This window comes from Acidobacteriota bacterium (genome assembly GCA_016196065.1).
Classification (GTDB): domain Bacteria; phylum Acidobacteriota; class Terriglobia; order Terriglobales; family Acidobacteriaceae; genus Acidiflorens.
Map to the genome: position 1 here is coordinate 1,811,859 of JACPYL010000010.1, position 24,486 is coordinate 1,836,344.

General features: G+C 56.3%; 20 protein-coding genes, 1 tRNA gene and 1 pseudogene. 9 read left to right on the top strand and 13 right to left on the bottom strand.

Going from position 1 to position 24,486, the window contains the following annotated elements; all coding sequences use genetic code 11:
• The first annotated feature begins 72 nt into the window (after positions 1–72).
• The 5 genes from HY010_11005 (at position 73) to HY010_11025 (ending at position 5,731) form a co-directional block, all read left to right on the top strand.
• A complete protein-coding gene (locus HY010_11005; protein MBI3476254.1) occupies positions 73–741 on the top strand; it encodes a hypothetical protein in 669 nt (222 codons plus the stop codon).
• 193 nt (positions 742–934) lie between these two features.
• Positions 935–2,491: a thiol oxidoreductase gene (locus HY010_11010; protein ID MBI3476255.1), complete on the top strand. Its 1,557-nt coding sequence runs from the start codon at positions 935–937 to the stop codon at positions 2,489–2,491.
• 66 nt (positions 2,492–2,557) lie between these two features.
• Positions 2,558–3,637 carry a hypothetical protein gene (locus HY010_11015; protein MBI3476256.1) on the top strand — a complete coding sequence of 360 codons (1,080 nt, stop codon included), beginning with the start codon at positions 2,558–2,560 and terminating at the stop codon, positions 3,635–3,637.
• Positions 3,634–4,608 carry a DUF4097 family beta strand repeat protein gene (locus HY010_11020; GenBank protein MBI3476257.1) on the top strand — a complete coding sequence of 325 codons (975 nt, stop codon included), beginning with the start codon at positions 3,634–3,636 and terminating at the stop codon, positions 4,606–4,608. Before HY010_11015 ends, HY010_11020 begins: the two co-directional genes overlap by 4 nt.
• A gap of 124 nt (positions 4,609–4,732) precedes the next feature.
• Positions 4,733–5,731, top strand: coding sequence for a hypothetical protein (locus tag HY010_11025; protein ID MBI3476258.1), 999 nt, complete (start codon positions 4,733–4,735; stop codon positions 5,729–5,731).
• 34 nt (positions 5,732–5,765) lie between these two features.
• Here the strand turns inward: HY010_11025 and HY010_11030 are convergent.
• Positions 5,766–5,843, bottom strand: a tRNA-Glu gene (locus tag HY010_11030).
• 172 nt (positions 5,844–6,015) lie between these two features.
• Between HY010_11030 and HY010_11035 the strand changes: the two genes are divergently transcribed.
• Positions 6,016–6,609: a hypothetical protein gene (locus HY010_11035; GenBank protein ID MBI3476259.1), complete on the top strand. Its 594-nt coding sequence runs from the start codon at positions 6,016–6,018 to the stop codon at positions 6,607–6,609.
• Between the two features lie 73 nt (positions 6,610–6,682).
• Here the strand turns inward: HY010_11035 and HY010_11040 are convergent, their stop codons facing one another.
• The 12 genes and pseudogenes from HY010_11040 to HY010_11095 form a co-directional block, all read right to left on the bottom strand.
• Entirely contained in the window at positions 6,683–9,469 is a 2,787-nt protein-coding gene (locus HY010_11040; GenBank protein MBI3476260.1) for a pyruvate, phosphate dikinase, read from the bottom strand.
• A 19-nt stretch (positions 9,470–9,488) separates the two neighbouring features.
• Entirely contained in the window at positions 9,489–11,639 is a 2,151-nt protein-coding gene (locus HY010_11045) for a glycine--tRNA ligase subunit beta (protein ID MBI3476261.1), read from the bottom strand.
• Between the two features lie 91 nt (positions 11,640–11,730).
• On the bottom strand, positions 11,731–12,006 hold the full coding sequence (locus HY010_11050) for a glycine--tRNA ligase subunit alpha (GenBank protein ID MBI3476262.1): 276 nt from the start codon (positions 12,004–12,006) through the stop codon (positions 11,731–11,733).
• A gap of 288 nt (positions 12,007–12,294) precedes the next feature.
• A pseudogene (locus HY010_11055) lies at positions 12,295–13,008 on the bottom strand (glycine--tRNA ligase subunit alpha).
• Positions 13,009–13,087: 79 nt separating this feature from the next.
• Entirely contained in the window at positions 13,088–13,831 is a 744-nt protein-coding gene (recO, locus tag HY010_11060) for a DNA repair protein RecO (GenBank protein MBI3476263.1), read from the bottom strand.
• 186 nt (positions 13,832–14,017) lie between these two features.
• Positions 14,018–14,278 (bottom strand): ferredoxin family protein, encoded by a 261-nt coding sequence (locus HY010_11065; GenBank protein ID MBI3476264.1) that lies wholly within the window; start codon positions 14,276–14,278, stop codon positions 14,018–14,020.
• Positions 14,279–14,365: 87 nt separating this feature from the next.
• Positions 14,366–16,297, bottom strand: coding sequence for a 3-isopropylmalate dehydratase (locus HY010_11070; protein MBI3476265.1), 1,932 nt, complete (start codon positions 16,295–16,297; stop codon positions 14,366–14,368).
• Between the two features lie 219 nt (positions 16,298–16,516).
• A complete protein-coding gene (locus HY010_11075) occupies positions 16,517–17,365 on the bottom strand; it encodes an inositol monophosphatase (GenBank protein MBI3476266.1) in 849 nt (282 codons plus the stop codon).
• Positions 17,366–17,431: 66 nt separating this feature from the next.
• A complete protein-coding gene (locus HY010_11080) occupies positions 17,432–17,695 on the bottom strand; it encodes an RNA chaperone Hfq (protein MBI3476267.1) in 264 nt (87 codons plus the stop codon).
• A 68-nt stretch (positions 17,696–17,763) separates the two neighbouring features.
• The gene (locus HY010_11085; GenBank protein MBI3476268.1) at positions 17,764–18,042 is read right to left on the bottom strand and encodes a zf-HC2 domain-containing protein; all 279 of its coding nucleotides are present in this window, start codon (positions 18,040–18,042) and stop codon (positions 17,764–17,766) included.
• Between the two features lie 70 nt (positions 18,043–18,112).
• Entirely contained in the window at positions 18,113–18,754 is a 642-nt protein-coding gene (locus HY010_11090; GenBank protein MBI3476269.1) for a sigma-70 family RNA polymerase sigma factor, read from the bottom strand.
• Positions 18,755–19,240: a DUF4440 domain-containing protein gene (locus HY010_11095; GenBank protein MBI3476270.1), complete on the bottom strand. Its 486-nt coding sequence runs from the start codon at positions 19,238–19,240 to the stop codon at positions 18,755–18,757.
• A gap of 384 nt (positions 19,241–19,624) precedes the next feature.
• Here HY010_11095 and HY010_11100 point away from each other — a divergent pair, with 384 nt between their 5' ends.
• The 3 genes from HY010_11100 to HY010_11110 all read left to right on the top strand — a co-directional run bounded on the left by HY010_11100 (position 19,625) and on the right by HY010_11110 (position 24,479).
• Positions 19,625–22,315 carry a glucosidase gene (locus tag HY010_11100; GenBank protein ID MBI3476271.1) on the top strand — a complete coding sequence of 897 codons (2,691 nt, stop codon included), beginning with the start codon at positions 19,625–19,627 and terminating at the stop codon, positions 22,313–22,315.
• Positions 22,316–22,379: 64 nt separating this feature from the next.
• On the top strand, positions 22,380–23,186 hold the full coding sequence (locus HY010_11105) for a high-affinity nickel-transport family protein (GenBank protein ID MBI3476272.1): 807 nt from the start codon (positions 22,380–22,382) through the stop codon (positions 23,184–23,186).
• Positions 23,187–23,426: 240 nt separating this feature from the next.
• A complete protein-coding gene (locus tag HY010_11110) occupies positions 23,427–24,479 on the top strand; it encodes a galactose mutarotase (GenBank protein ID MBI3476273.1) in 1,053 nt (350 codons plus the stop codon).
• The last annotated feature ends 7 nt before the right edge of the window (positions 24,480–24,486 follow it).

A 24,486-nucleotide genomic window follows, 5' to 3' on the forward strand; every position in this document is an offset into this window, starting at 1 on the left:
GAGAGGTTGGATGATCTGCGGTCAGTTCCCTACATCCGGATTGGCCATGACTCATTCTCAGGAGGATTCACCATGAAAAAGCAAATCATGTTCGCCATCCTGGCGATGTCCTTTTTCGCCAGCACCGCCCGTTTCGCCCTTGCGCAGGACTTGAATATCGACGACTTCACTACCGGAAAGTCTGCGATTCTCTCCTACAAGAGCGGAATTCACACGGTGACGCAAACCGGGGATCCAAACCATCTGATCGGCGGAACCCGTGCAACCACCATCAACATTGCCAGTAATCCGCTGAACCAGATATCCACATTCCAGTTTCGCCCCGATGTGAAGAATCACCTCTCGGCGTTTGTGCAGAATCCAGCGTTCTACGTCAGCCATCGGATTGACATGCAGTACGGCAACGGCGCACCAATGCATGCGGACCTCAGCCCGTATTTCTCAAACGGATTCATCCGCTTGAATTTTCTGGGGCTGACCGAAAACCTGAACTTCAACATTCAGCTCTTCACAGGGACCGTATGGGCTCAGGGTGGCTGCAATATTGGCTACTACCCAGGCTCGTTCAGCGTTGAGTTACCGCTGTCGAAGTTCGATGACAAAGGCATCAACTTCGCTGACGTCACCTATATGAACTTTATTTTCCAATCGGGCAGCGGAGTCGGAATTGTCAGCTCTGCAGTTACTTCGATTGAGGTTTCCAACGTAAGCAAACCGGGCGCTCTCTCCTGTCACTTCTAGTCCGGGAAGGTCAAAGCGCGCTTCGTTAGCAATGCCATGGCGGCATCACGAAGCGCGCTCATCGAAAATATTTTGACCCGATTCTCCCCTCGATTTCCGCAGTTGTTATTAAGCGGCAATTCTGTTCGATGCCGAACCAAGACTCAAATAGAAAAGGGCCCGGATTACTTCGACTTTCACCACTGGAGGCGTTATGAACATCAACCGAAGGCTGACCCGATACCTGGTAGTGACTTGCTCGCTTTTGATTACTCCATGGGCAGTCGCCCAGAAAGATCCCGGCGTTCGAGGCGGGATCGCCAACACGGGAGGAGGCTTGCAGCAGCAAGGGATTCCAATTCCACATCCGCCGCTCATGAGTCCGAACCCGACGACCGGCGCCACCGTTAACGAGAACGAACGGGTGTCATTTGAAGAAGGGATTCTGCGTGCTGGACAACTCGAGTCCACTTGCGATGACTGCGCCGATGTCACCGACGGATCGCCGGTCGAAGGATTGGGAGAACTTGACCCGATGTTCCCTCAATTTCACACCAACTCGAATGGCCTTGGCGCGCGGCATAACGCCGATCAATGCTTCGCTTGCCATGCGCAGCCGCAACTGGGAGGGTCGGGCGGATATATCGTTCCCAATCCGGGCGATCCCACTCCGCAGCAGGCGGAGAATCCGCAGTTCCGACTGGTCCCTCATCGCTACAGCCGGCAGAATAAAGTTCCTGCCTTCGAAACGCAGTACGGTCCGATCCGTGAAGTGCGCTTCAAGTATCATCCTGACGGAACGCGCGACGGTGGCGTTCATCAGCTCTGGACCGTACGGGGCAGCACCAATGACCCGACCATCCCCAATTGCGCGCTGACACAACCGGACTTTGCCGCCGAAGCGAAAGCGCACAACCTTGCGTTCCGCATTCCCCTGCAGATGACCGGGCTGGGACTGATTGAATCCATTCAGGACCGCGAGATCCTCGCCCAACACGATGCGACGGCAACTCTGCGCGCGCCGCTCGGAATCACCGGACATCCGAACCGCAGCGGCAACGATGGCACCATCACGCGTTTTGGATGGAAAGCGCAAAACAAGTCCATCACGATCTTCGCCGGGGAAGCCTACAACGTGGAAATGGGCATCACCAACGAAGCGTTTCCGACCGCGACCGAAGAGGATCCCAATTGCCAGGGTCCGAACAAGCCGGAGCCGAACGATGTCGTTCGAACGGACTCGGATGAGCACAACAATCAGTATTTCAACAATCCCCTGCACATCTTGCCCGACTGGAACCAGTTTCAGATGCTGATGCGCTTTACAGACGGGCCGGCTCCCGACCCAAACCCGAGCGCGAGCGCGCAGCATGGACGCGACGTCTTCACTCAAATCGGTTGCTCCCTGTGCCATACGTCACAGATGCAAACGGCACCCGTGATGAATAGTCCTGTTCTTCAGAATCGGCCTGTCAACCTGTTCTCCGATCTGATGGTGCATCACATGGGCGGCAAACTCGCGGACGACATCATGCAGGGACAGGCCGGTCCCGATGAATTTCGTTCTACGCCACTGTGGGGCGTCGGCCAACGTATCTTCTTCCTTCATGATGGTCGAACCAGTGATCTTCTTGAAACGATCAAGGCTCATCACTCGCCAGCCGGCTACAAGGGATTTCCCGCGTCGGAGGCAAACGGTGTAGTCCAGAAGTTCAACGGCTTGTCGCCGCAGGACAAGCAGGCGATTCTGGATTTCCTGCGTTCCCTGTAAGCAACTACTCGCCATCCGCCTGCTGCCTCTCCTCCGGCAGCAGGCGGGTACTTTCGGAGCCTCGATATGAAACGCTTTCTTCTGACACGTGACGCGTGCAGCTGGGCCTGCGTACTGGTCTTGCTTTTTCTCCCGTCAGCGAGCGTAGCCTCCAGCGTAGTTGGGAGAGTCATCAATCGCAGCCAGAACCGGACGTCGGCAGGCGATGATGTTGTTTTGTACGGCATCGGTCAAACGATGTACGAGATCGCTCGGACCCGGACCGGACCTGACGGCTCCTTTCAATTTGAGAATCCAACTAATAGTTCCTACCTGGTCGCGGCTTTCCACCAAGGTGTTTCCTACCACACGAAAACGCTGCGGGGCGACGGGCCTGTAGAACTAACTGTCTACGATGCGGCGCAAAAGGTGGCCGACATCCTTGATGGCTCGCATACGCTCTTCGTGCGACCGGCGGATCGTGATGTCAATATCACGGAATTCGTTTCGATTTCGAACCAGTCCAATCCGCCACGGACCTTGTCCGGCACGCAGACTTTCAAGCTCGTGCTTCCAGAACGGGCAATCCTGGACTCGACAGCCATGCAACCGCCTGGAACACTTCCCTTGCGAGTCAAGGCCTCGGCTTGCGGCCGGCAAAATCAATACTGCGTGAGCTACCCGATGCGCCCGGGAACGACTCGCCTCCGCGCGGTCTATCACCTGCAACAACCGTCTACCGCGTGGATTGCATTACCTCCGCGACTCGGCGCGGGGCGCGTAGCGGTAATGGTCGCGCATTCTCTCGAACTCACAGGCAAGCTGGCTGGAACCTTTGAGAAACAAGAGACCGAAGGCGGCATGTCGATGTACGTGGCGAACAAAGGTGCGATCGGTGCCGTGCTCCTATTCCGATTGTCAAAAGCCGATCCCAACACGGTGGAACCGAAGCTCTCCAGCACTCCTGTTGTTTTCGGCACACCGTCCAGTTTCCGGGCGACTGAATTCACACTGCCTCCCGCGCGAGGTCGTGCACCATCACAGATCTCGATGGCCTCAATCAGCAAGGCGTCGCTCGCATTCCTAGTAAGCCTGGCATTGATCATGACGATCGGTGCGGGCGCGAATCGATACGCACGGAACTTCGCCGCCGGAGATAGAGCATGATGAAAAGCGCTCTTATCAAGCAGTTCGCCCGGCGCATCACGGTGATGATCGGTGTCGCTGCCCTTGTCCAACCAGTGGGCGCGCAAGTGATCAACCACTATCACCGCACGCTGACGGTCGCGATGAACGATGCGGTGATGTTGGATGTCGACGTCCCGAAGGGCGAACTGCAGATTTTTTACAGCCACGAAGGCCAGCTATCCGTGACCGCTTCATCGCAGATTTCTTCCCGAGCAATGCAGGAAAGTGATCTCGAAGCAGCCATTTCAATCGTGCAGGACGGGAATCGGATCCGCCTGAGACACGTTTCACCGTCCCCCGAAGATGCTGGCGTTGGAGTCTTGTATCGGCTTGACGTCCCGTATCGCACGGCGGTCACTGCAACCATTCACGAGGGCAAGCTGGCCATCAGTGGAATCCTGGGCCCGGTGCAGGCGACGACGGACCGCGGAAATATCACGGCGTCGTACATATCAAAGGAACTCGTTGCCAGGGCCGGGTCAGGGGACTTGGAGATTCAGGTCATCGGAGCCATGGTCGACGCATCGACCGGAAACGGGAACATCTCCTGCAGTCGTGCCGCGCAAGGCGTCACCGCTGAAACGCAAGCAGGCGACATTACGTTAATGGTGGTTGGACCATCGTCGGCGATCGTGAAGAGTGGCACGGGCAGAATTAATATCGGAGGCGCTCGGGGCGCCCTGCAGGGCACAACCGATGCAGGCGACCTCCGCGTCAAGGCAGTTCCCTATCAAGACTGGCATCTGCGGTCAGTGGCGGGAGCGGTACGAATCGAACTTCCTCCCAGTGCCAAGTTCAACGTGGAAGCCGCTTCTACCTCGGGTGAAGTAGCCGTGGAACGCGATGACATCCCGCGTGCCGACGATCACCACCACTTGAGTCAGTCTGTACGCGGCGGCGGCCCATTGATGGACGCCCGAACGGAAAGTGGCAGGATTGTGATCCAGTAACGAAGTCCCATCCCTCCCAGGCTAGAATCTTCCGCCTTGACGATTATTTCTGACCCATTTGGCCGGTCGCTTTCCGCAGTTACTAGTGAAAGAGAAAACTGGCGCGTCCCGGGAGGAGTTCAAGATGATCAAGAAATCGGAAGTCATACTATTTGCGACCCTGCTCTGCATTGCAGTTGTTGTAACCCCGTCCTTGCAGGCACAGAGCTTACACGAGGAACGCGGCAACCACATGGGAGCCTCCCCCTTGATGAATCCCGATGAGCTTCGGACGGCGCCACCGGATATCGGCTCCGCAAACACGGTCACAGAAGCCAGCGTCAACAATCCTCAGCAGCCCGATGGCAAGGCAATCTCATTCACCACGATCGACTATCCCGGGGCCTCGTACTCGCTGGTGCTCGATACCAATGCCTCGACGGCTGTGGGCATGTTCTCCTTTGACGCCGGCAATACGGTGCACGCGTTCAGCATTAAGGGCACGAAGTACAAGACGCTCGCCATTCCCGGATCATCCGCAAGTTGGGCAGCTGGGATCAATACCGGCGGCCAGATCGTAGGCGTCTCAGTGGACATGTCGGGTACGTGGCACGGATTCGTTGAGAACGGCACCTCCATCACTCCCCTCGACTATCCGGGCGCGCTGATGACGGCTGCCGATGACATCAACGACTCCGGTGAGATCGTCGGATTCCATGCTGACAGCAGCAACCAAGGCGGTTTCCTATATAAGGCCGGAACGTTCACGAACATCTCCTTCCCCGGCTCCGCGCGCACGCAGGCATTCGCAATCAATACCAATGGCGATATCGTTGGACGATGGAAAGATGTCGCCAACGTGTATCACGGCTATGTTCTGAAGAATGGTGTGTTCACTTCACTAGACTTCCCGCAGGCCGTTTACACGGATTCGTGGGGCATCAATGATGCCGGAACAATTTCGGGAACCTACGACGATGCCGCCGGCCTGGAACATGGATACACCTATGCCAATGGCACCTTCACCAAAATCGATGTCGTCGGAGCCTCGTTCACCGAGTTGTACCACATCAAAAACAACGGAACGATCGTGGGAAGTTTCGTTGACAGCCTGAGCGAGACACACGGGATCAAAGGACATTAAAGGCTGGATGGGACGTCGAAAAGGTTGGAAAGTTTGGCGTCCCCGACGGGATTTGAACCCGTGTTACCGCCGTGAAAGGGCGATGTCCTAGGCCAGGCTAGACGACGGGGACGCTTCTAATTACGGTGGATTTGAAACTGGCAGCATCAATTCTAACAGGCACCATTTTTTGCTGTCAAAGCGCGATCCGCGTGCACAACGATTGCACTCGCTTTGGTGTGTCGCCTTCCCGCTTTTACAATCGCAAGACGGCGTGCCCGAATTGTTTCCCTTAAAATAGAGATATGGCAGACTCTCTTTTTCTCAGCCTCTGGTTCGCGAGTTTTGACGAGCCGGAGATTTTGCCGCGCGCCGTGAGCGTGCTTCGACAATTTCCATTTTCAGCGCAACGACCCGGCGTCACTTACGTCGCCGTGCAGCCGGTTTCGTGGTCCGAACCGACGGTTCTGGAACAACGCTTCCCGGCAGGAATCACTCCGGAACAAGCGGCGGGTGTCACCATCGAACTCCTGCACGAAGACTACGCTTTCGTCTTTGAGGCGTATTGGGATCTCTGGGCGCCGTCGCCGCAGGGTGGCTCCTGGGTGCTGACACCAACACTGGTTCGCTTCGTCGCGCAGGGAGCGCTGTTTGAAGACGGCGCATCGGCCGACACAGGCAACATCCAGATCGATTTCGGATTGGACGCGCCTTTTCTCCACGAAGAAGTCGACCTGACATCGGACGCCGAGGAGCATGTGAAGAGCAATGTCCACAAGCTCGTGCAGTTCACGGCGGCAGTGGAAAAGGAATCAGGCGCAACCGGACGGCTCTTGTGGTCGGAGTCGGAAGAAAACCTGGCGCAGAAACTGATCGCGCGACTTCAGAAAGTGAACTAGACCGACTGATGAGGCAAAGGGCACGGTGGATTGTGAAATCCGCCGTGCCCAGTCTTTTTGCTCGGTCAAACGCTTACTTGGTGCGTTCGGCCTGACCTTGCATCTTTTCACCGGCAGCCGCTTGGGCAGCCGCGAGACGCGCGGTCAATACGCGGAACGGCGAGCAGGAAACATAGTTCAATCCGGTCCGATAGCAGAACTCCACGGACGACGGCTCGCCACCGTGTTCTCCGCAGATTCCCACTTTCAGATTCGGACGCGTCTTGCGGCCACGCTCGGTCGCCATTTGGACGAGTTGTCCCACGCCTTCCTGGTCGAGCACTTCGAACGGATCCCGTTTCAGAATCCCTTCCTCGATATAGGTTGGCAGGATTTTGTTGACGTCGTCGCGGGAGAATCCGAACGTGGTCTGCGTGAGATCGTTGGTGCCGAAAGAAAAGAACTGCGCTTCTTTCGCAATCTCACCAGCCACCAGGGCGGCACGCGGCAACTCGATCATGGTGCCGACGAGATACTCCACCGTGCGTTCCTTTTCCGCGAAAACTTCTTTCGCAACGCGGTTTACGATCGCCGCCTGATTTGCCATTTCTTTCAGGGTGGCAACCAGTGGGATCATGACCTCCGGGAAGACTTTAACGCCATCTTTCGCAACCGCAACCGCGGCCTCGAAAATAGCGCGTGCCTGCATCTCCGTAATTTCCGGATACGTGATCCCGAGCCGGCATCCACGATGTCCAAGCATGGGATTGAATTCGTGCAACTGCTCAACGCGGCTCAAGAGAGTCGGCAGCAGCTTCTTAAGATCACCGACCGCTTTGGCGCCGTAGTCCTTGTACTTTCCGACCAGCACTTTCTTTTGTTTCGTGTCTGTGTGCGACAGCGTCGCGATGTCGACCATCAGGTCTTCGCGGCGCGGCAGGAACTCGTGCAGTGGCGGATCGAGGGTGCGGATCGTAACTGGGAATCCGTCCATCGCCCGGAACACGCCGATGAAATCGTTGCGTTGCAGCGGCAGGAGTTTCTTGAGTGCGACGCGACGATCTTTTTCAGAGTTCGCCAGAATCATCGCGCGCATGTGCGGAATCTTCTGCTCGCCGAAGAACATGTGCTCGGTGCGGCAGAGTCCGATACCTTCGGCGCCGAATGCGCGAGCCTGAATCGCATCGCGCGGAATGTCAGCATTGGCACGGACCTTGATCGTGCGATGCGGGTCCGCCCAGCTCATGAACTTCTGGAGTTCGGCGTCGTCCGGTGAAGGATCCAGCGTCTTCAGCTTGCCCTTGATCACTCGGCCGGTAGTGCCGTCGAGAGAAATCCAGTCGCCGGCGCGGAAGGTTTGTCCCTTTACGCGCATCTCCTGGGCTTTTTCATCGACATCAACGTCGCCTGCTCCCGCTACGCAGCACTTCCCCATTCCGCGGGTTACCACGGCTGCGTGACTGGTCATCCCGCCGCGCGAGGTGAGAATTCCCTTTGCGACTTCCATGCCGTGAATATCTTCCGGCGTGGTTTCGGCGCGTACGAGAATCACGGGGACCTTCGCGCCGTGTCCAGCAACTTCTACCGCTTCGTCAGCGCTGAAAACAATCTGCCCGACGGCTGCACCCGGAGATGCCGGTAGACCCTTCGCCAGCACTTCAATCTTCTGTCCCTTTTCGTCGAGACGCGGTACAAGGAAATCGTAAAGCTGGTTGGGCTCGACGCGGAAGATCGCTTCATCTTTCGTGATCAGCCCTTCTTCCACCATCTGCAATGCCACACGCACCGCTGCCAGGCCGGTACGCTTTCCGTTGCGGGTCTGCAGCATGTAGAGCTTGCCGTCCTGGATCGTGAATTCGAAGTCCTGCATGTCGCGATAATGCTTTTCGAGACGTGTTGTGATGTCGCGAAGCTGGTTGTAGACATCGGGCATGATCTTTTCGAGTTCGAGGATTGGAACTGGCGTGCGGACGCCCGATACGACGTCTTCGCCCTGCGCGTTGAGCAGGAATTCTCCGTAAAACTCTTTGGTTCCGATCGCCGGGTTGCGAGTGAAGCCAACGCCGGTGCCGCTGGTGTCGCCGAGGTTGCCATAGACCATGGCCTGCACGTTCACAGCTGTGCCGAGCATGTCATCGATGCTGTTGATGCGGCGATAGTGCTTCGCGCGATCGTTCTGCCAGGACCGGAACACGGCGTCACGCGACATCACGAGCTGTGCATGCGGGTCTTGCGGGAAATCCTGCTTGGTGTGCTTCTTGACCAGCTTCTTGTAGTCGTCGATGACTTCCTTGAGATCTTTCGCCGTCAGATCGGTGTCAAGCTTGGTTTTGCGCTGTTTCTTCTTGGCGTCGAACGCTTCCTCAAAGACCGACTTCTCGATGTCCAGCACGACGGCGCCGAACATCTGAATCAGGCGGCGATAGGAATCGTAGGCAAAACGTGGATTGTTGCTGCGCTTGGCAAGCGCTTCCACGCTTTGATCGTTTAAGCCGAGGTTCAAAATCGTGTCCATCATGCCAGGCATGGAAAATTTCGCACCCGAGCGGACGCTGACCAGCAGCGGATTGTCGCCCTTGCCGAGTTTCTGCCCTTGCAAGGTTTCGAGCTTCGCCAGTGCAGCATCCATCTGACGCTCGACCTCTTTCGAGACCGCGCTCTTGCGCATGTATTCACGGCAAGCTTCCGTCTGGATGGTGAAGCCCGGAGGCACCGGCAGTCCGGCGTTGGTCATCTCGGCAAGGCCTGCGCCTTTGCCGCCGAGAACATCTTTCATCTTTCCGTGGCCGTCGGCTTTGCCGCCGCCAAAGGAATAAACATATTGGGTGGTCGTTGATTTGGATTCGATCACGTCTGGTTCAGGTAGGGTAGTTGTCGCCATATGAGTCCTTTTCTTGTTCTTATTTCGTAGCTTCTTTGCCTTCCGTTACGATCTCGGAAAAATCGGCAATGGTGGAAAACTCTTTAACCAACGTTTGCAGCAGAGCCAGGCGATTCGCGCGCAGGTTGTCGTCCTCGACCATCACCATCACTTTGTCAAAAAACTTGTCGACCGCCGGCCTCAACTTTGCAATCTCCATGAGCGCGCCCTGGTAGTCCCGGGTCGCGCGCAGTTTCTCGACAGTCGCAGCCGCTTGCGGAATTTGCGCGGCCAGCTGTTTCTCGGAATCGTCCTGCAAGACGGTTACATCGACTCGGCTCGATACATTCCTTTTGTTTTCCTCTGCCTGCCGCAGAATATTCTTGCTCCGCTTGAAGGCCACGGAAATCGAGGCGAAGTCTGCTGAGCCGCGCACTTTCGACAGAGCTTCAGCGCGAGCGGATGCGTCCACAACATCTTCCGCATCAGCGGCCAAGACGGCGCTCACGACGTCGTAGGCGTAACCGTGAGCTTCTTTGAGATAGAACTCAAGGCGCTCGCGAAAGAAGGTTCGTATCGCGCCGGCATAGTCGGCGTTCGTAAACTTCTTCTCTGCCTCGGAGCCTTTGTACCGGCTGCGCGCATCGTTCATCACATCAGTGAGGCGGAACGGGAGCTTGCGTTCGGCAATCGTTTTGACGATGCCGTTCGCCTGACGACGCAATGCGAAAGGATCTTTAGATCCGCTGGGGACCAGGCCCAGAGCGAACATCCCGGCAATGGAATCGGCCTTATCGGCGATCGAGAGCACAGCACCTTCAACACTGCGCGGAACATCATCTTCCATCGATTCTGGCTTGTACTGATCGTAGATGGCCTTGGCCACCTCGGCTTGCACTTCCGGTTTCAGATCATCGTCGAGTGGCTGGACTCGCGCGTAGAGCCCGCCCACAATTCCCTGCAGTTCGGTAAATTCCTTTACCAGTTCGGCGGTCAGGTCAGCTTTGGCAAGCAGAGCGGCTTTGTGAATAACACCCGGACGAATCGCCATGCCGTTTTGCTTGATCGTCTCGCATAGCCAACTGGCCAGGCGCTGCACACGAATCGTTTTTTCGTAGTAACTGCCCAGGTCTTTCTGGAAGGTGACGCTCTTTAGCAGCTCAACACGCTGGCGTAACGTCTGCTTCTGATCGGCCTGCCAGAAAAAGCGGGCATCCTTGAAGCGAGCACGCAAGACACGCTCGTTGCCATGACGGATCAGGCCCTGGCTGTCCGCTCCTGTATTCAACACCGCAAGGAAGTGGGGCAAGAGCTTGCCGGCAGCATCCTCGATTGCAAAATATTTCTGATGATCCCGCATCACCGTAACCAAAACCTCTTCAGGCAGTTCGAGGAATTCAGGATCGAAACTGCCGAGAATTGCGGTCGGGAACTCCGTGAGATTCACGACGGTCGCGAGAAGAGGATCGTCGTCGCGCCAGCGCGCACCGGGAATCGTGCGGGTAGCGGCATCGAGCGCTTTGCGAATCACCTGCTCGCGCTCGGCGGCGCCTAGCACTTTGGCTCCACGCAACGCTTCTACATATGCACTGGGCTTCGAGATCGCGAAGGTTTCGCTGCCAATGATGCGGTGTCCGCGCGACGTTGCGCCTGCCGCGATGCCGAACAACTCCATCGGAACGATCTGCTCGTCGAGCATCGCAACCAGCCAGCGCACTGGACGCACAAACACTTCGCCGCGTTTGCGCCAGTACATATTTTTCGGCCAATAGAGCGATGCGATTTCTTTCGGCAGTGACTCAGCGAGAATCTCGCTGGTTGAGCGGCCTTTGCGAGTCACGGTGGCAGCTAGATATTCGCCTTTGGGAGTGCTGACTTTTTCCAAACGGCCCACATCGATGCCGACCTTCTTTGCAAAGGCGTTTGCCGCGGGTGTTGGCTGGCCATCCTTATATGCCACCTGCGTGGACGGTCCGGTTACCTGTTCGGTGACGTCGGCTTGCGAAGCCGGAAGCCCGGAGGCCATGACGGCGAGGCGTCGAGGGGTATCCAGAGACCGGATGTCGCCTGCGGGCGGAAGATGTTCGCGTTGCAGCAGCGTGTTAAGTCGTTCCCGCAGTTCTTGCGAGGCGGCGGCGATCATTCGCGCCGGGATTTCGTCGCAACCAATTTCGAGTAGAAAATCAGGCATCAGGCTTTCAATCTATCTATAGTCTCAGAGTTACACGATTGTGAATGTGAGCGCCATCACAGGGCCGCTCCGAGCTTCGTGCTGTGAGCTTCTAGCCCCCTACTGGGGCCAACTTTTCCTTCTTTTCTTGCGTTGACGGCTTGGCAGCCTTTTCACTTCTCTCACTCTTTTTTTCGCTGCCGTATTGCTGGTCCATCCATGCTTTGGCAATGCCGACAGCCAAGGCGCGCACTCTAGCGATCACGCCCACACGCTCCGTCACTGAGATCGCGCCGCGCGCATCCAGAATATTGAAATAGTGAGAGCATTTCAGGCACAAGTCGTAAGCCCCTAGGAGTGGCCATTTGGGATTGCAAAGTGACGCCATTCCTGCTCCCCCACCGCCACCAGACCTCGTCGTCGCGACACTGAACGCCAAGTCCAAGTCCTCATATTCCGGGCTGATTTTTGAACCTTCTCGGGCTAGCTCGCACTCATGCAATATTGAATTCCTGTACAGGCGGAGGGAGTAGGGTGTGTGTGGTTGAAGTTCACGGGCCGTCGCCGTTCCAGGGTCTATCACCACCCAGTTTCCGGTCGCCAACCGCGCCCTAAGAGTATTCTGCCATTTCACTTGTATCTCTGAGGATGTGCTTGTGTATTCAAAAGGCGGGGGCAGCAGGGCCTTGCACTCGGCTTCGCACAATTCAAAATGCTTCCACGCGGAGGCCACGTCAGCGGCTTCGAAGTTGTATACGGAAAACTGCTGTTCGTCAGTCAGGCGGACGTCGCCGTACTTCACTTCCCTGCCAGTGACCGGATCGCGAGCCCAGACAATTTCGTAAATCGAATCAACATCCTGCAGAAACGCGCACAGGCGTTCCAGCCCGTAGGTAAGTTCGGCTGAAATTGGATCGAGGTCGACGCCGCCGCACTGTTGGAAATAGGTGAACTGGGTGATCTCGAGCCCGTCGAGCATCACCTGCCATCCGATGCCCCATGCGCCCAGCGTGGGAGACTCCCAGTTATCCTCTTCAAACTTGATGTCGTGCTCGCGCAGGTCAATGCCAATCGCGGCCAGGGATTCAAGATAAAGTTCTTGCACGTTGTCTGGCGGCGGCTTCAGGATCACCTGCAATTGCATGTGCTTAAACAGGCGATTCGGATTCTCACCGTACCGTCCGTCCGCGGGACGGCGCGACGGTTGCACGTACGCGACTTTGTAAGGGTTCGGTCCGAGCACGCGCAGAAAGGTTTCCGGCGCCATCGTGCCGGCCCCGACTTCCACGTCGTAGGGCTGGTGCACGATTGCACCGCGCTCGGCGAAAAACGACTGCAGTTTGAGGATGAGTTCCTGAAAGGTCGGCGGATTGGGTTTGGATGAGGTCATTGGCTACTAGCTACTAGAAAACTCTGCTGGAAATACCCACTCGACAAATCCTGGCCTGCTAGCAGCTAGAAGCCAGCAGCTAGAAGCCAATCTTCTCCAGCATCCCTGCCGTCACCAGCTTCCTCTCGAGATGCCGCTCCAGAATCTGAAGGAGAAACTTTCGAAGGTCGGCGGCCACAACTTTCGGCCAATCGATCTCCGCAAAATCGGAAACTCTTGAGCGCAACATCTGGGCTGCGATCTTGCGCGACTCCGGCGAAATCTCCGACGACGCCAGCCGCTTGTCATCCCCACAAACCAGGCCATCGGCCAGAGCGTGATAAAAGGCCCGTTCCCCATCAAGAGATCGTCCGCAGACCACGCACTCGGACAACTCCGGCAAAAAGCCCATCAGCCGCGTCATCCACAGTTGAAAGTACGTGAGCGGCATCCACAGGGTCGGGCCGCGCAACTCTCGCAAAACCGAGAGAGTTAACCGGAATACTGCGTCACTGGCCTCACGATCCGGCAGCAACTCTTCCAGCAATTCCGCTACATGCCCCAGAGCAACAGCTCGCGAATAGCCTACTTCTGTCGCCATCGGCGACTCGATCACTTCGCAGGAATCGAGTCGTACTAGTTCCTGGCGTTCGCGCTCATCGTAAATCGCTCGTACGTAAGTGAGCGGCTCAAGAGCGCCTCCAAAGCGGCGTTTCGACTTCTTGGCCGCTCTGGCCACTCCTCTGACCTTGCCTTCCAGACGGGTGAACAGCGTGACCAGCAAATCGGACTCGCGCATCGGATAGGTGCGCAGAACGATTGCCTCCGACTCCTTCAGCGCCATGGAAGCCCAGCAGAATTAAGCAATGATTGTAGCGGATGCTTGGGTGGATGAAAAGTTGGCGTATGAGCTTCGAGCCGCGAACTGCGAGCAAACCTCGGCGTTTCTGAGGGTTTCCTCGGAGGTTTGTATAGATCGTGATGCAGTTAAGGTTGACTCGAAGCTCGAAGCCCGGAGCTCGCAGCGTCCTTATCGTCCGAAGTATTTCGCGTTGATCTCGGTGTATTCTTTCCACTTTTCCGGAAGGTCGTCGAGCGCAAAGATCGCCGACACGGGGCAGACCGGCACGCAGGCGCCGCAATCGATGCATTCGACCGGATCGATATACAGCATCTTTTCGGCAGCGTGCTTGTCGGAGTCTTTCTTGGGGTGAATGCAGTCCACCGGGCAGGCGTCAACACAGGCAGTGTCTTTAGTTCCGATGCAGGGCTCTGCAATTACGTATGCCATAAAGTCAAAGGCTCCTAAGGGTCCGGGAGGGTTAACTGAACTTGTGATTCTAACAAGAATTCAGCGAACACGTACAAACATTCCCTTCTATTTCGCGGAAGCGAGCTCCCGTTCACGGCTTGCTTCGTACTCCACGATGTATCCCGCTACCGCACTGGCTGCGACTGTCAACGGTGATGCCAAGTACATCTGTCCCGGACCGCTTCGCCCAGGAAAATTTCGATTCTGCGCGCTGATGACAATCTGATCCGAACGGGTTGACACGCCCGGACCGGCATTGATGCAGGCGCCGCAACTGGGCTCGATGACGTGGGCGCCGGATTTTTCGAAAATCTCCAGATAGCCTTTGCGGTTGCAGTACTCGCGAGTTTCCTGCGAGCCGAACTGAATCCAGAAATGAACCTTCGGGGCGACACGCTTGCCGTTTTTCAATGCGTCAGCCAGGACTTCGGCATACATGTCCATGTCTTCGTTCTTGCCGGCCGTGCAGGTTCCACCATAAGCAATTTCAATCGGAACCGGCGTGTTGAGGTCGCGAATGTACTTGCCGTTGCCGGGATCTCCCGGAGTGGCGACCATGGGCATGATTTCGGAGGCGTCAAGTTCGATAACCTGCGCGTACTCGGCGTTGGGATCGCTTTGCAAGCCCGCAATCATCTTCTCGGCGTCACCGCGCTTCATGCCTCGACGTTCCATCAGGAACTCAATCACCTTTTCATCCGGCGCCACGATGCCCGTAAAGCCTCCGATTTCGGCGGCCATGTTGGTCATGGTGGCCCGTTCATCCACGGAGAGCGCTTCTACTGCATCGCCCGCATATTCCATCACTTTCGCCAGAGCTTTTCCGCTGCGCACGTAATCCAGCGAAAGAATCTTGAGGATGAAATCTTTGGCGGTGACGTTTGGGTGCTTCTTACCACGGATCACGATCTTCACCGACTCGGGCACCTTGACGCGCACATCTTTAGTGATCCATGAATTGAAAACATCAGTCGTGCCGATGCCAAACGCCACGCAGCCGATTGCGCCCACGTGCGGAGTATGGGAATCGGAGCCGACATTGACCTGCCCCGGCAGCGCGTAGGTCTCGAGCATCACCGCATGGCAGATACCCTCGGAGCCTTTACGGTCCGTGAGTTCACCGTGCAGTTTGATTCCCTGTTGCTTCGCGAAGTCGGCTTGCTTGAATTTGAGTTGGGTCGCGAGGTCAAGCAGGCCGATCTTCTTCTTCTCTTCCGAGATCACTTCATCGAGGAAAGTAAGGTGATCGCGGAAGAACCGGATGCTCGACGCATCATTCACCGGGACGTCCTTGCCGACATTCTGCTCGTAGAAAATCGCAGCCATAGGAGTGACGTATTCATGACTGAACCGCAGGTCGACGCGAGTGAATCCGGTATCGCCCGGCTTGACCGTGTCGACCCCCACCGTGCCATCCGGCGTAGTCATATGGCGAGCAAATATCTTCTCCGCCAGGGTCATCGCTCGTGTAGCGCGGGCGCCCCCGCCCGCGTTTTCTATGGCTGGCAAGAAAACACGCTTCTGCAATCGCGCAACGTTGAATGGAAATAGCCCGCCGTACTCGATCACCTGTCGAGTAATTTCGTCCTCGCCGGCGGTGAATTCGCTGAGCGGAATTTCCTCTCCCGAGCGAATGCGGTCGATCAAAGAGAAATTCGTCGATGTGAGCAGGCCCAGGTTCTGGCAGTTCTGCTTGTAGATGCGTTCGATGTTCTCGGCAATCGCCACTTGAATTCCGGCACACATCTCCGCGTACGGAGACTGCTCGCGGCTTGACCCTTTGCCGCGTCGTTTCCCACTTACCGAACAAACGAAGCCGCCCTTCTTAACATCGGAGCGTTCAATGGGTGTGACGTCGCCGCATTTCAGGCCCAGGTACGGGATCTCACCCAATGTCTGATCAAAGTAGAAACAGTAGTGCGCGGGCGTGATTTCGTCGGTCGAAATATCGTCGCGAAGTTTTGGATTCCCGGCGGGATTCCGGGTGTCCCACGGCATATCCCAACCGGCCAGCTGCTTTTTTATCAGCGCAGGATCTTCAGTAAGGAAGAGGATCCTTCCCTGAAGGCGTACTTTGTCGGGGCGCTTCTCGATTTTGCGTTCCAGAAGAGAGTTCACTTTTATTCCGCTATCGATGAAATTCTTAACCGCACGGGCACAACGATCACAGAGGAAACCTGCCCCACTTCCCTTATTGTACTGCTTGTGGATGTCGACTCACGGAGTGCGAGTCTTGGCGTACTCAACGGGGCTTGCCAATTCATCCAGGCCTCGACCAGCGAAGATTTCCTTGAATTCGTGCAGGAGCGCATCATGCACCAATCCATTCGTAGCCAGGGTTTCGCGACTGTTGAGTTGGAACGGCCCGCCCGAGAAGTCGGTGATGCGCGCACCGGCTTCTTCAGCGATTACAACTCCGGCCGCCGTGTCCCAGGGATTGAGATTGAATTCCCAGAAGCCGTCAAATCGCCCCGCGGCAACATTGCATAGGTCGAGGGCGGCAGAGCCAGCGCGGCGCACCCCATGGCTCCGCAAAGTGAGCTGATGGTAGAAGTGGATGTTGGGATTCTTGTGACGCTTATGGCTGGGGAATCCGGTACCGATCAAACAATCCGCTAGACGCGACGTGGTCGATACTTCGATCTTCTTGCCGTTTAAAGTTGCGCCACTCCCGGCTGCAGCCGCAAACATTTCATCGCGCGTTGGATCGTAAATCACGCCCGCGGCACTCTTGCCGCGAAATTGCACGCCCAGCGAAACGCAAAATACCGGAAAGCCGTGGGCGAAGTTCGTGGTTCCGTCCAGAGGATCGATGTACCACTTGTAATCACTGCCGGTATCGATGCGCGTTCCTTCTTCCCCCATCACGTCGTGGGTAGGAAACTGCGCGCGGAGTCGCTCCAGAATCAGCGCCTCAGACTTGCGGTCGGCGATGGTGACCAGGTCAGCGTCACCTTTGTATTCGATCTTGATATGGCGGTCAAAATAACTCATGAGCAGGCCGCCCGCTTCGCGAGCCATCGCCTGCATGGGCACAACTAGAGCCTGGAAATCATTGGACGTCATAATCTTAATAATGTTGGATCAAACTACAGGGTGCCAAAATTCGCGTGGCAAGTTCCGGGCCGACTCTCACTTCTTCTTGCCGTCTTCGGCGATGTACATGATTTCATGTTTAAAGATGAAGAGGTTCGGGCCGTCTTCGCGGGTCAGGCGCACCATGTTCTTGTCGTAATATTCGATCCATCCGCGGACCACTTCCCCGTCGGCCAGCTTCAGGCTCACTGCCTTCTGTTTTTCCCCAAGTGCCTTGAGGTATGTCGCCTCTTCGAATGTTTCGTCCGGAGGCGGAGTGCGTTTCTTGCCGAAGTTGGGACTGCCCGACTGGAAGGACATAATGCATTTTACACGGGGCCGGAAGCGGGACAGGGGATATCCGACTGCTTCTGTTAACAGGAGAAGAACTAGTGAACTCTCTTGTTGCCACGCCGTTTCGCGAGATGCGCATCGAGTTTCGTATAAAGACGCCGGCGGGCGCTCGCGGGGACATCAAATGCCTTGCCGTCGCCCACCAGTTTCACCACATTCCGGGTACCGTCGAGGATGGCCGTGCAGTGCTCGCAGCCTTTGAAATGTGACGTCATCGCCATACGGAGTTCGGCGCTTACCTCGTCGTCGAGATAGTTTGAAACCTGCCGCCAGACTTCGAAGCAGTCAAGTTCCACGACTGGTTTCTTCGCCAAAGCTTACGTCTCCCAAGCCAGCATGAAGCCTCTTTGATGCGCGTACTCACCGTTCGTTACAACACCTTCATCAGAACGGTCGTACTTTTTCATATTCTCTGCCCTTACGCCACATGCCGTCAAAACCAGGCGCCAGCGCATCCCGCATCATCAGGCGGGCGCGCAACAGGCGCGTCTTGACGGTTGCTTCTGTAATCCCCATGAGTTTCGCCGTGTCCGCAATACTCAGATGTTGAATGTCGCGCAAAATCAGTACCTGCTGGTACTTCGGGCCCAGGGTGGCCAAGCCTTTTTTCAAGGCCGCGCGCAACTGGGAACTCTCGAGTGCTTCGGATGGAATCTCGCGCCAGTCGGCAAAGTCCTTTGGGATGTAGTCACCCTCGTCGTCGCCTTTACGGGACTCGTCCAGCGACTCGTAGAGATGGCGCCGGTCCTTGCGCAACTTCATACGCGCTTCGTTGATGGTGATCTGGATGAGCCAGGTACTGAATTTCGATTCCGCGCGAAATTTCCCGATCGCCTTGAACGCCTTGAGGATGGCCTCCTGTGCGACTTCTTCCGCATCCGCCTCGTTGTTGAGAATCGAAAGAGCGGTCATGAAGATGCTGCGTTCGTAAGGACGCACTAATTTGTAGAACGCTTCGTGGTGGCCGCCGCGGACCTGTTCAATCAGGTCGGCTTCGAGGTCGGGTTGGACGCTTGGAATCGCCATTCAGGATTTGACGGCCTTCGCCGCCGACCGGCGGCTTCGCGCTGGACGACGACCTGCTAGCGCTTCCAAAACTTCGCGCGGCGGCATAGCTGGTGGGCGATCCTGATTATCGATGAAGACCGAGATCTTCCATTGCCCCGCAGGGTTCTTCTGCCAGATCTCAAGGTAGCGAGTGCGGATCGTCTGCGATCGTCCACCTTTCTTCGGCGTCAGGGTCAGTTTATGGCATCCGCGATCGAAGGCAATGGCGCCTTCAATTCGAATTGCATAGATGGTCACGGTCATCTGCGCGAGATAGCGATTGAAGAGCTTTTCCAAGCGGTACTTGAGGACTGCCTTTGCTTCTGATCCGTAAAACGATGCGGATGTGCCCGACAAATCAACATATGCGTCGGCATAAACAGACAATACGCGGTCCACCGACCCTTTGTTGAAGCCCTCCCGGAGTTCAGTCTTCGCAAGGCGAATCGCGTGCACGTCGTCCATAGGAAAATTGAAGACCCTTTGAAGTGCCAATACTCTAGCAGAGTCCTCGCCGGTATTGCTCACCTACGGAAACCACGCCGGCAGCGCAGATTTACCGACCTTACTTGCCACGAAGCGGTCCATCAAGGCTCACTAAGGTAACCGTGTCCCTCAATTCTCTTCGCTCGTCTTCGTGGGCAAGGCCCGATTAGTTCGATAGCGAAGTTTTCGTGCCACTTTCGGGCTGCCCAGGAATCAAACCGCTCAGTGCGGGAGGCCGGCACAGGTGGGATGTTCATATCCATCAACTGTGAACTGGAGCCTGCTGCCATGGTGCAAGCATTACAATTCGAGAATTGTCTGTACGGGCCGGTGCGGTGTTTGTGAGGTCGAGAAGAGGTCGCAATGACACAGGAAGAAATCAGACTGGCGGAAGCCACCGCGAAAACCAAGCACTGGAAACGCTGGGGGCCTTATCTCAGCGACCGCGCCTGGGGAACGGTTCGCGAAGACTATAGTGCTCATGGGACGGCATGGGAGTATTTCCCGCACGACCACGCTCGCTCGCGTGCGTACCGCTGGAACGAAGATGGCCTGGGTGGAATCTGCGACCGGCATCAGTTCCTGTGTTTTTCGGTTGCGATGTGGAATGAGCGAGACCCTATCCTGAAGGAACGCCTTTTTGGACTCACCGGCAACGAGGGGAATCACGGCGAGGATGTAAAGGAGTATTACTTCTACCTCGACAGCACTCCGACACACTCCTACATGAAGTTTTTGTATAAGTATCCGCACGCCGCGTTTCCTTACGACCAATTGGTGGCCGAAAATCGGCGTCGCGGCAAGGGAGACCCGGAGTTCGAACTACTCGACACGGGAGTGTTTGCCGAAAATCGATACTTCGATGTGTTCGTGGAATATGCGAAAGCCGACGTCGAAGATATCCTGATCAAAATCACCGTTGAAAATCGTGGTCCCGAGCCCGCCCGGCTGCGCCTGCTCCCAACCACCTGGTTCCGAAATACTTGGTCCTGGAAGGCGAGTGAGCCGCGCCCCGAATTGCACATGTCGAAAGTCAGGCCCGATCCGGCGATTGAACTCAATCACCCGCACTTTGGAAGTCACTGGCTGCATTGCGAAGGATCTCCCCACCTGTTGTTCACGGAAAACGATACCAACGCTCAACGCATTTTCGGCGCTCCCAACCCCACCCCGTATGTAAAGGACGGCATTAACAACTACGTTGTCCACGGAACGCAGGACGCGGTGAATCCGCATCTCACAGGCACCAAAGCGGCGGCCGATTACGGCTTGACGGTTGGAGCTGGGGAATCCGCCGTCGTCCGTCTCCGTTTGTCGGGCGCGGATTTGCAGGGCCAACAGGCGTTCGATAGTTTCGAGCGAATATTCGCGGTTCGCAAGCGGGAAGCGGATGAGTATTACGCGAAGGTTGTCCCACATGACTTGTCGGCAGACGCGCAGAATGTCATGCGTCAGGGACTCGCCGGCATGTTGTGGTCAAAGCAGTTTTATCACTACGTGGTGAAGGACTGGCTGCAGGGCGATCCAACATGCCCGCCTCCGCCGCCCGAACGCAAGAAGGGACGGAACCACGAATGGGGTCACCTGTATAACTCGGATGTCATTTCCATGCCAGATAAATGGGAGTATCCGTGGTATGCGGCATGGGACCTGGCGTTTCACTGCGTTCCCCTTGCATTGGTCGATTCGGAATTTGCCAAGGACCAGCTGACGCTGATGTTGCGAGAGTGGTACATGCATCCCAACGGACAGATCCCGGCATATGAGTGGGCTCTCGGTGACGTAAATCCCCCGGTGCATGCCTGGGCTTCCTGGCGCGTTTATAAAATTGACAAGAAACGCTCCGGCAAAGGTGACATCGACTTTCTGAAGCGCGTCTTCCAAAAGTTATTGCTGAATTTCACTTGGTGGGTAAACCGCAAAGACGCAGGGGGCATGAATATTTTCCAGGGCGGCTTTCTCGGTCTGGACAATATCGGAGTGTTCGATCGCAGCGCGCCTTTGCCAACGGGCGGATACATCGAGCAGTCCGATGGCACCAGTTGGATGGCCATGTATACGCTCAACCTGCTGGCGATCGCGCTCGAGCTGGCGAAGCATGACTCTGTGTACGAGGATCTAGCGAGTAAATTCTGGGAGCACTTCATCTATATCGCAAACGCCATGAGCCATCGCGGCGATGACGGTATCGGATTGTGGAACGAAGAAGACGGGTTCTTTTACGACGTATTGAAGTTGCCGGATGGCGTGCACTTCCCCATGAAGATCCGATCCATGGTGGGACTGATCCCGCTTTTCGCGGTGGAGACTCTGGAACAGGAAGTCCTCGATCGCCTGCCCGGATTCAAGCGGCGACTTGAATGGTTCCTCGACAACCGTCCTGATTTGACGGACAACATCGCTTGCATGCGAACCCATGGCCGCGGTGAGCGCCGCCTGCTCTCCATCGCCAATGAAAAACAGCTGCGCGCAATTCTTCGGTACATGCTCGACGAAGCGGAATTCCTCTCGCCTCACGGAGTCCGCGCGCTCTCGCGATTCCATCACGAGCACCCCTACGCGCTAAACGTCGCGGGTATGGAATACCGCGTGGATTACGAACCGGCGGAATCCAGGACCGGATTATTCGGAGGCAATTCCAACTGGCGAGGACCGGTCTGGTTCCCGGTGAACTTCCTACTCGTGGAATCGTTGCAGAAGTTCCATCACTACTTCGGGGACAATTTCAAAGTGGAGTTTCCCACCGGGTCGGGGAACATGTTGTCCTTGTGGGAAGTGGCGGGAGAACTATCGCGCCGTATGACCAGCATCTTTCTTCGCGGAGACAATGGCCGGCGTCCGGTGTTCGGGAACCTCGAACAGTTCCAGACCGATCCGCACTGGCGCGACCTGGTGCTCTTCCATGAATACTTTAATGGTGATTCGGGCGCGGGCGTCGGCGCGAGCCACCAAACGGGATGGACGGGCATCGTCACGAAACTCATGCAGCAGAGCGGCGAATCCCACCATCACGGCAAACACACGTCGGAGGCCGAAATCGTCGCCGCCGACTGATGCCGCCAGCTGGACCACGCCAGCGCAAAGCTCTGTCTTTGCGTTAGACTGATCGCCAGTTTTTATGATCGGTCTCGTGTCTATCCTGGCGGTGGGTTTCTTTCTGGGGATGCGTCACGCCACCGACCCAGACCACGTTATCGCCGTCTCCACGATCGTAAGCCGGCAACCAAAACTCTCGCGTGCTGCCCTGATTGGCGCCTTCTGGGGGTTGGGCCACACGGTCACAATTTTCGTCGTTGGAACGGCCATCATTCTGTTCAACGTCAGCATCCCGCCACGAATTGGACTCAGCATGGAGCTGTCGGTTGGGGTGATGCTGATCTTGCTGGGACTTTTCAATGTGGCAAGCTTTTTTCGGGCACTCCCTGCAGCACCGCTGACCGGCAATTTGACGGCTACCGCCCACTCCCACCCTCACACGCATGGTGACTACGTTCACAGCCATCAGCATGGGCACCAGCCTGAGACCCATCCACACTCTCAGGAGCAAACGCCACTGGCATTTCTAGATCGCCTGTTTGGTAAGTCTGGGATGTATCAGCACCTGCGTCCACTCGCTATCGGCGTTGTTCATGGACTGGCGGGGTCAGCCGCGGTGGCTCTCCTCGTGCTCGCGACCATCCGGAATGCGAACTGGGCGATTGCCTATCTGCTGGTGTTTGGTGTCGGGACGATCGCGGGAATGATGGTGATTACGATGAGCCTGGCAGCGGCCATCAAAGCGCTGGGATCGAGGAGTCAGACGATTTCACACAGGCTGGCAGTTGCTTCCGGCGCCCTGAGCCTGGCATTTGGGTGCCTAGTGGTGTACCAGATCGGATTCGTGAATGGCCTCTTTACGAATCACCCACTATGGACTCCAAGGTAAAGAAGACTTCGCTTACCCGACGACTCTAATCCAGTTTGCCTTTAATGTTTCCATGCGTAAGACGCTGGATAGTATGATCAGTCGACACGACGGCCTTTACAAACAGGCAGTCTCCCCACTGGGGAATTTGAAGCAGGTAAATTGCTTATGAATTCGCGCTGCTCAGGAATCATAATTTCGATGTTGCTGGTTTGTTGTGCTCTGTTCCCCACCGGATCCCTTGCGGAGAAAACTCACTCTATGAAAAAGGAAGCGTTTGGCACGACCCCGCAGGGTAGCGCCATCGATCTGTACACCTTCGCCAATGCCCACGGCATGGAAGTCCGCGCCATGAACTACGGCGGAATTATTGTCTCTCTGCGCGTGCCGGACAAGAGCGGTCACCTCGACGACGTCGTGCTCGGCCTCAGCAATCTCCACGACTATCTGGACAACAAGGCGTACCTCGGCGCCATCATTGGCCGCTATGGGAATCGCATTGCCAACGCCAAGTTCAAGCTCGATGGTGCCACTTATCCGCTCGCAGCCAACAACGGCCCGAATACCTTGCATGGCGGCAATGTTGGCTTCAACAAACTCATTTGGAATGCGGAACCGTTTGAGAACGAGCATGGCGTAGGTCTGATTTTCACGCACACCAGTCCCGACGGAGACGAAGGGTATCCGGGCAATCTGAAGGTGAAAGTTACCTATACCCTCACGGATCAGAATGAGTTAATTTTCGACTACGAAGCGACCACCGATAAAGCCACTCCCGTAAACCTGACCCAGCACACCTATTTCAACCTGGCGGGCGAAGGAAAGGGCGACATCCTCGGGCATCACATGATGCTCAATGCCGACCGTTTTACTCCAGTTGATGCGAACCTCATCCCTCTCGGAGAGTTGCGCCCGGTTAAGAACACGCCATTCGACTTCTCGCAACCAACCGCGATCGGAGCGCGCATCAACGATAAAGACGATCAGTTGACTCTGGGACATGGCTACGATCACAACTTCGTCATCCACCGGTCCGGCACCGGAGCCGAATTGACGGCGCGAGTCCACGAACCAGGCAGTGGCCGTGTGATGGAAGTATTCACTACCGAACCCGGCGTGCAGTTCTACACCGGAAATTTTCTCGATGGCGTTGCCGGCAAGAATGGACACGTCTACAAACAGCGTTTTGGCTTCTGTCTGGAAACCCAGCACTTCCCCGACTCGCCGAACCAGTCGGCATTTCCCTCGACCATTCTGCGGCCCGGTCAAACCTACCGGTCCCGGACGATGTACAAGTTTTCCGTGCAGAAATAATCGACGG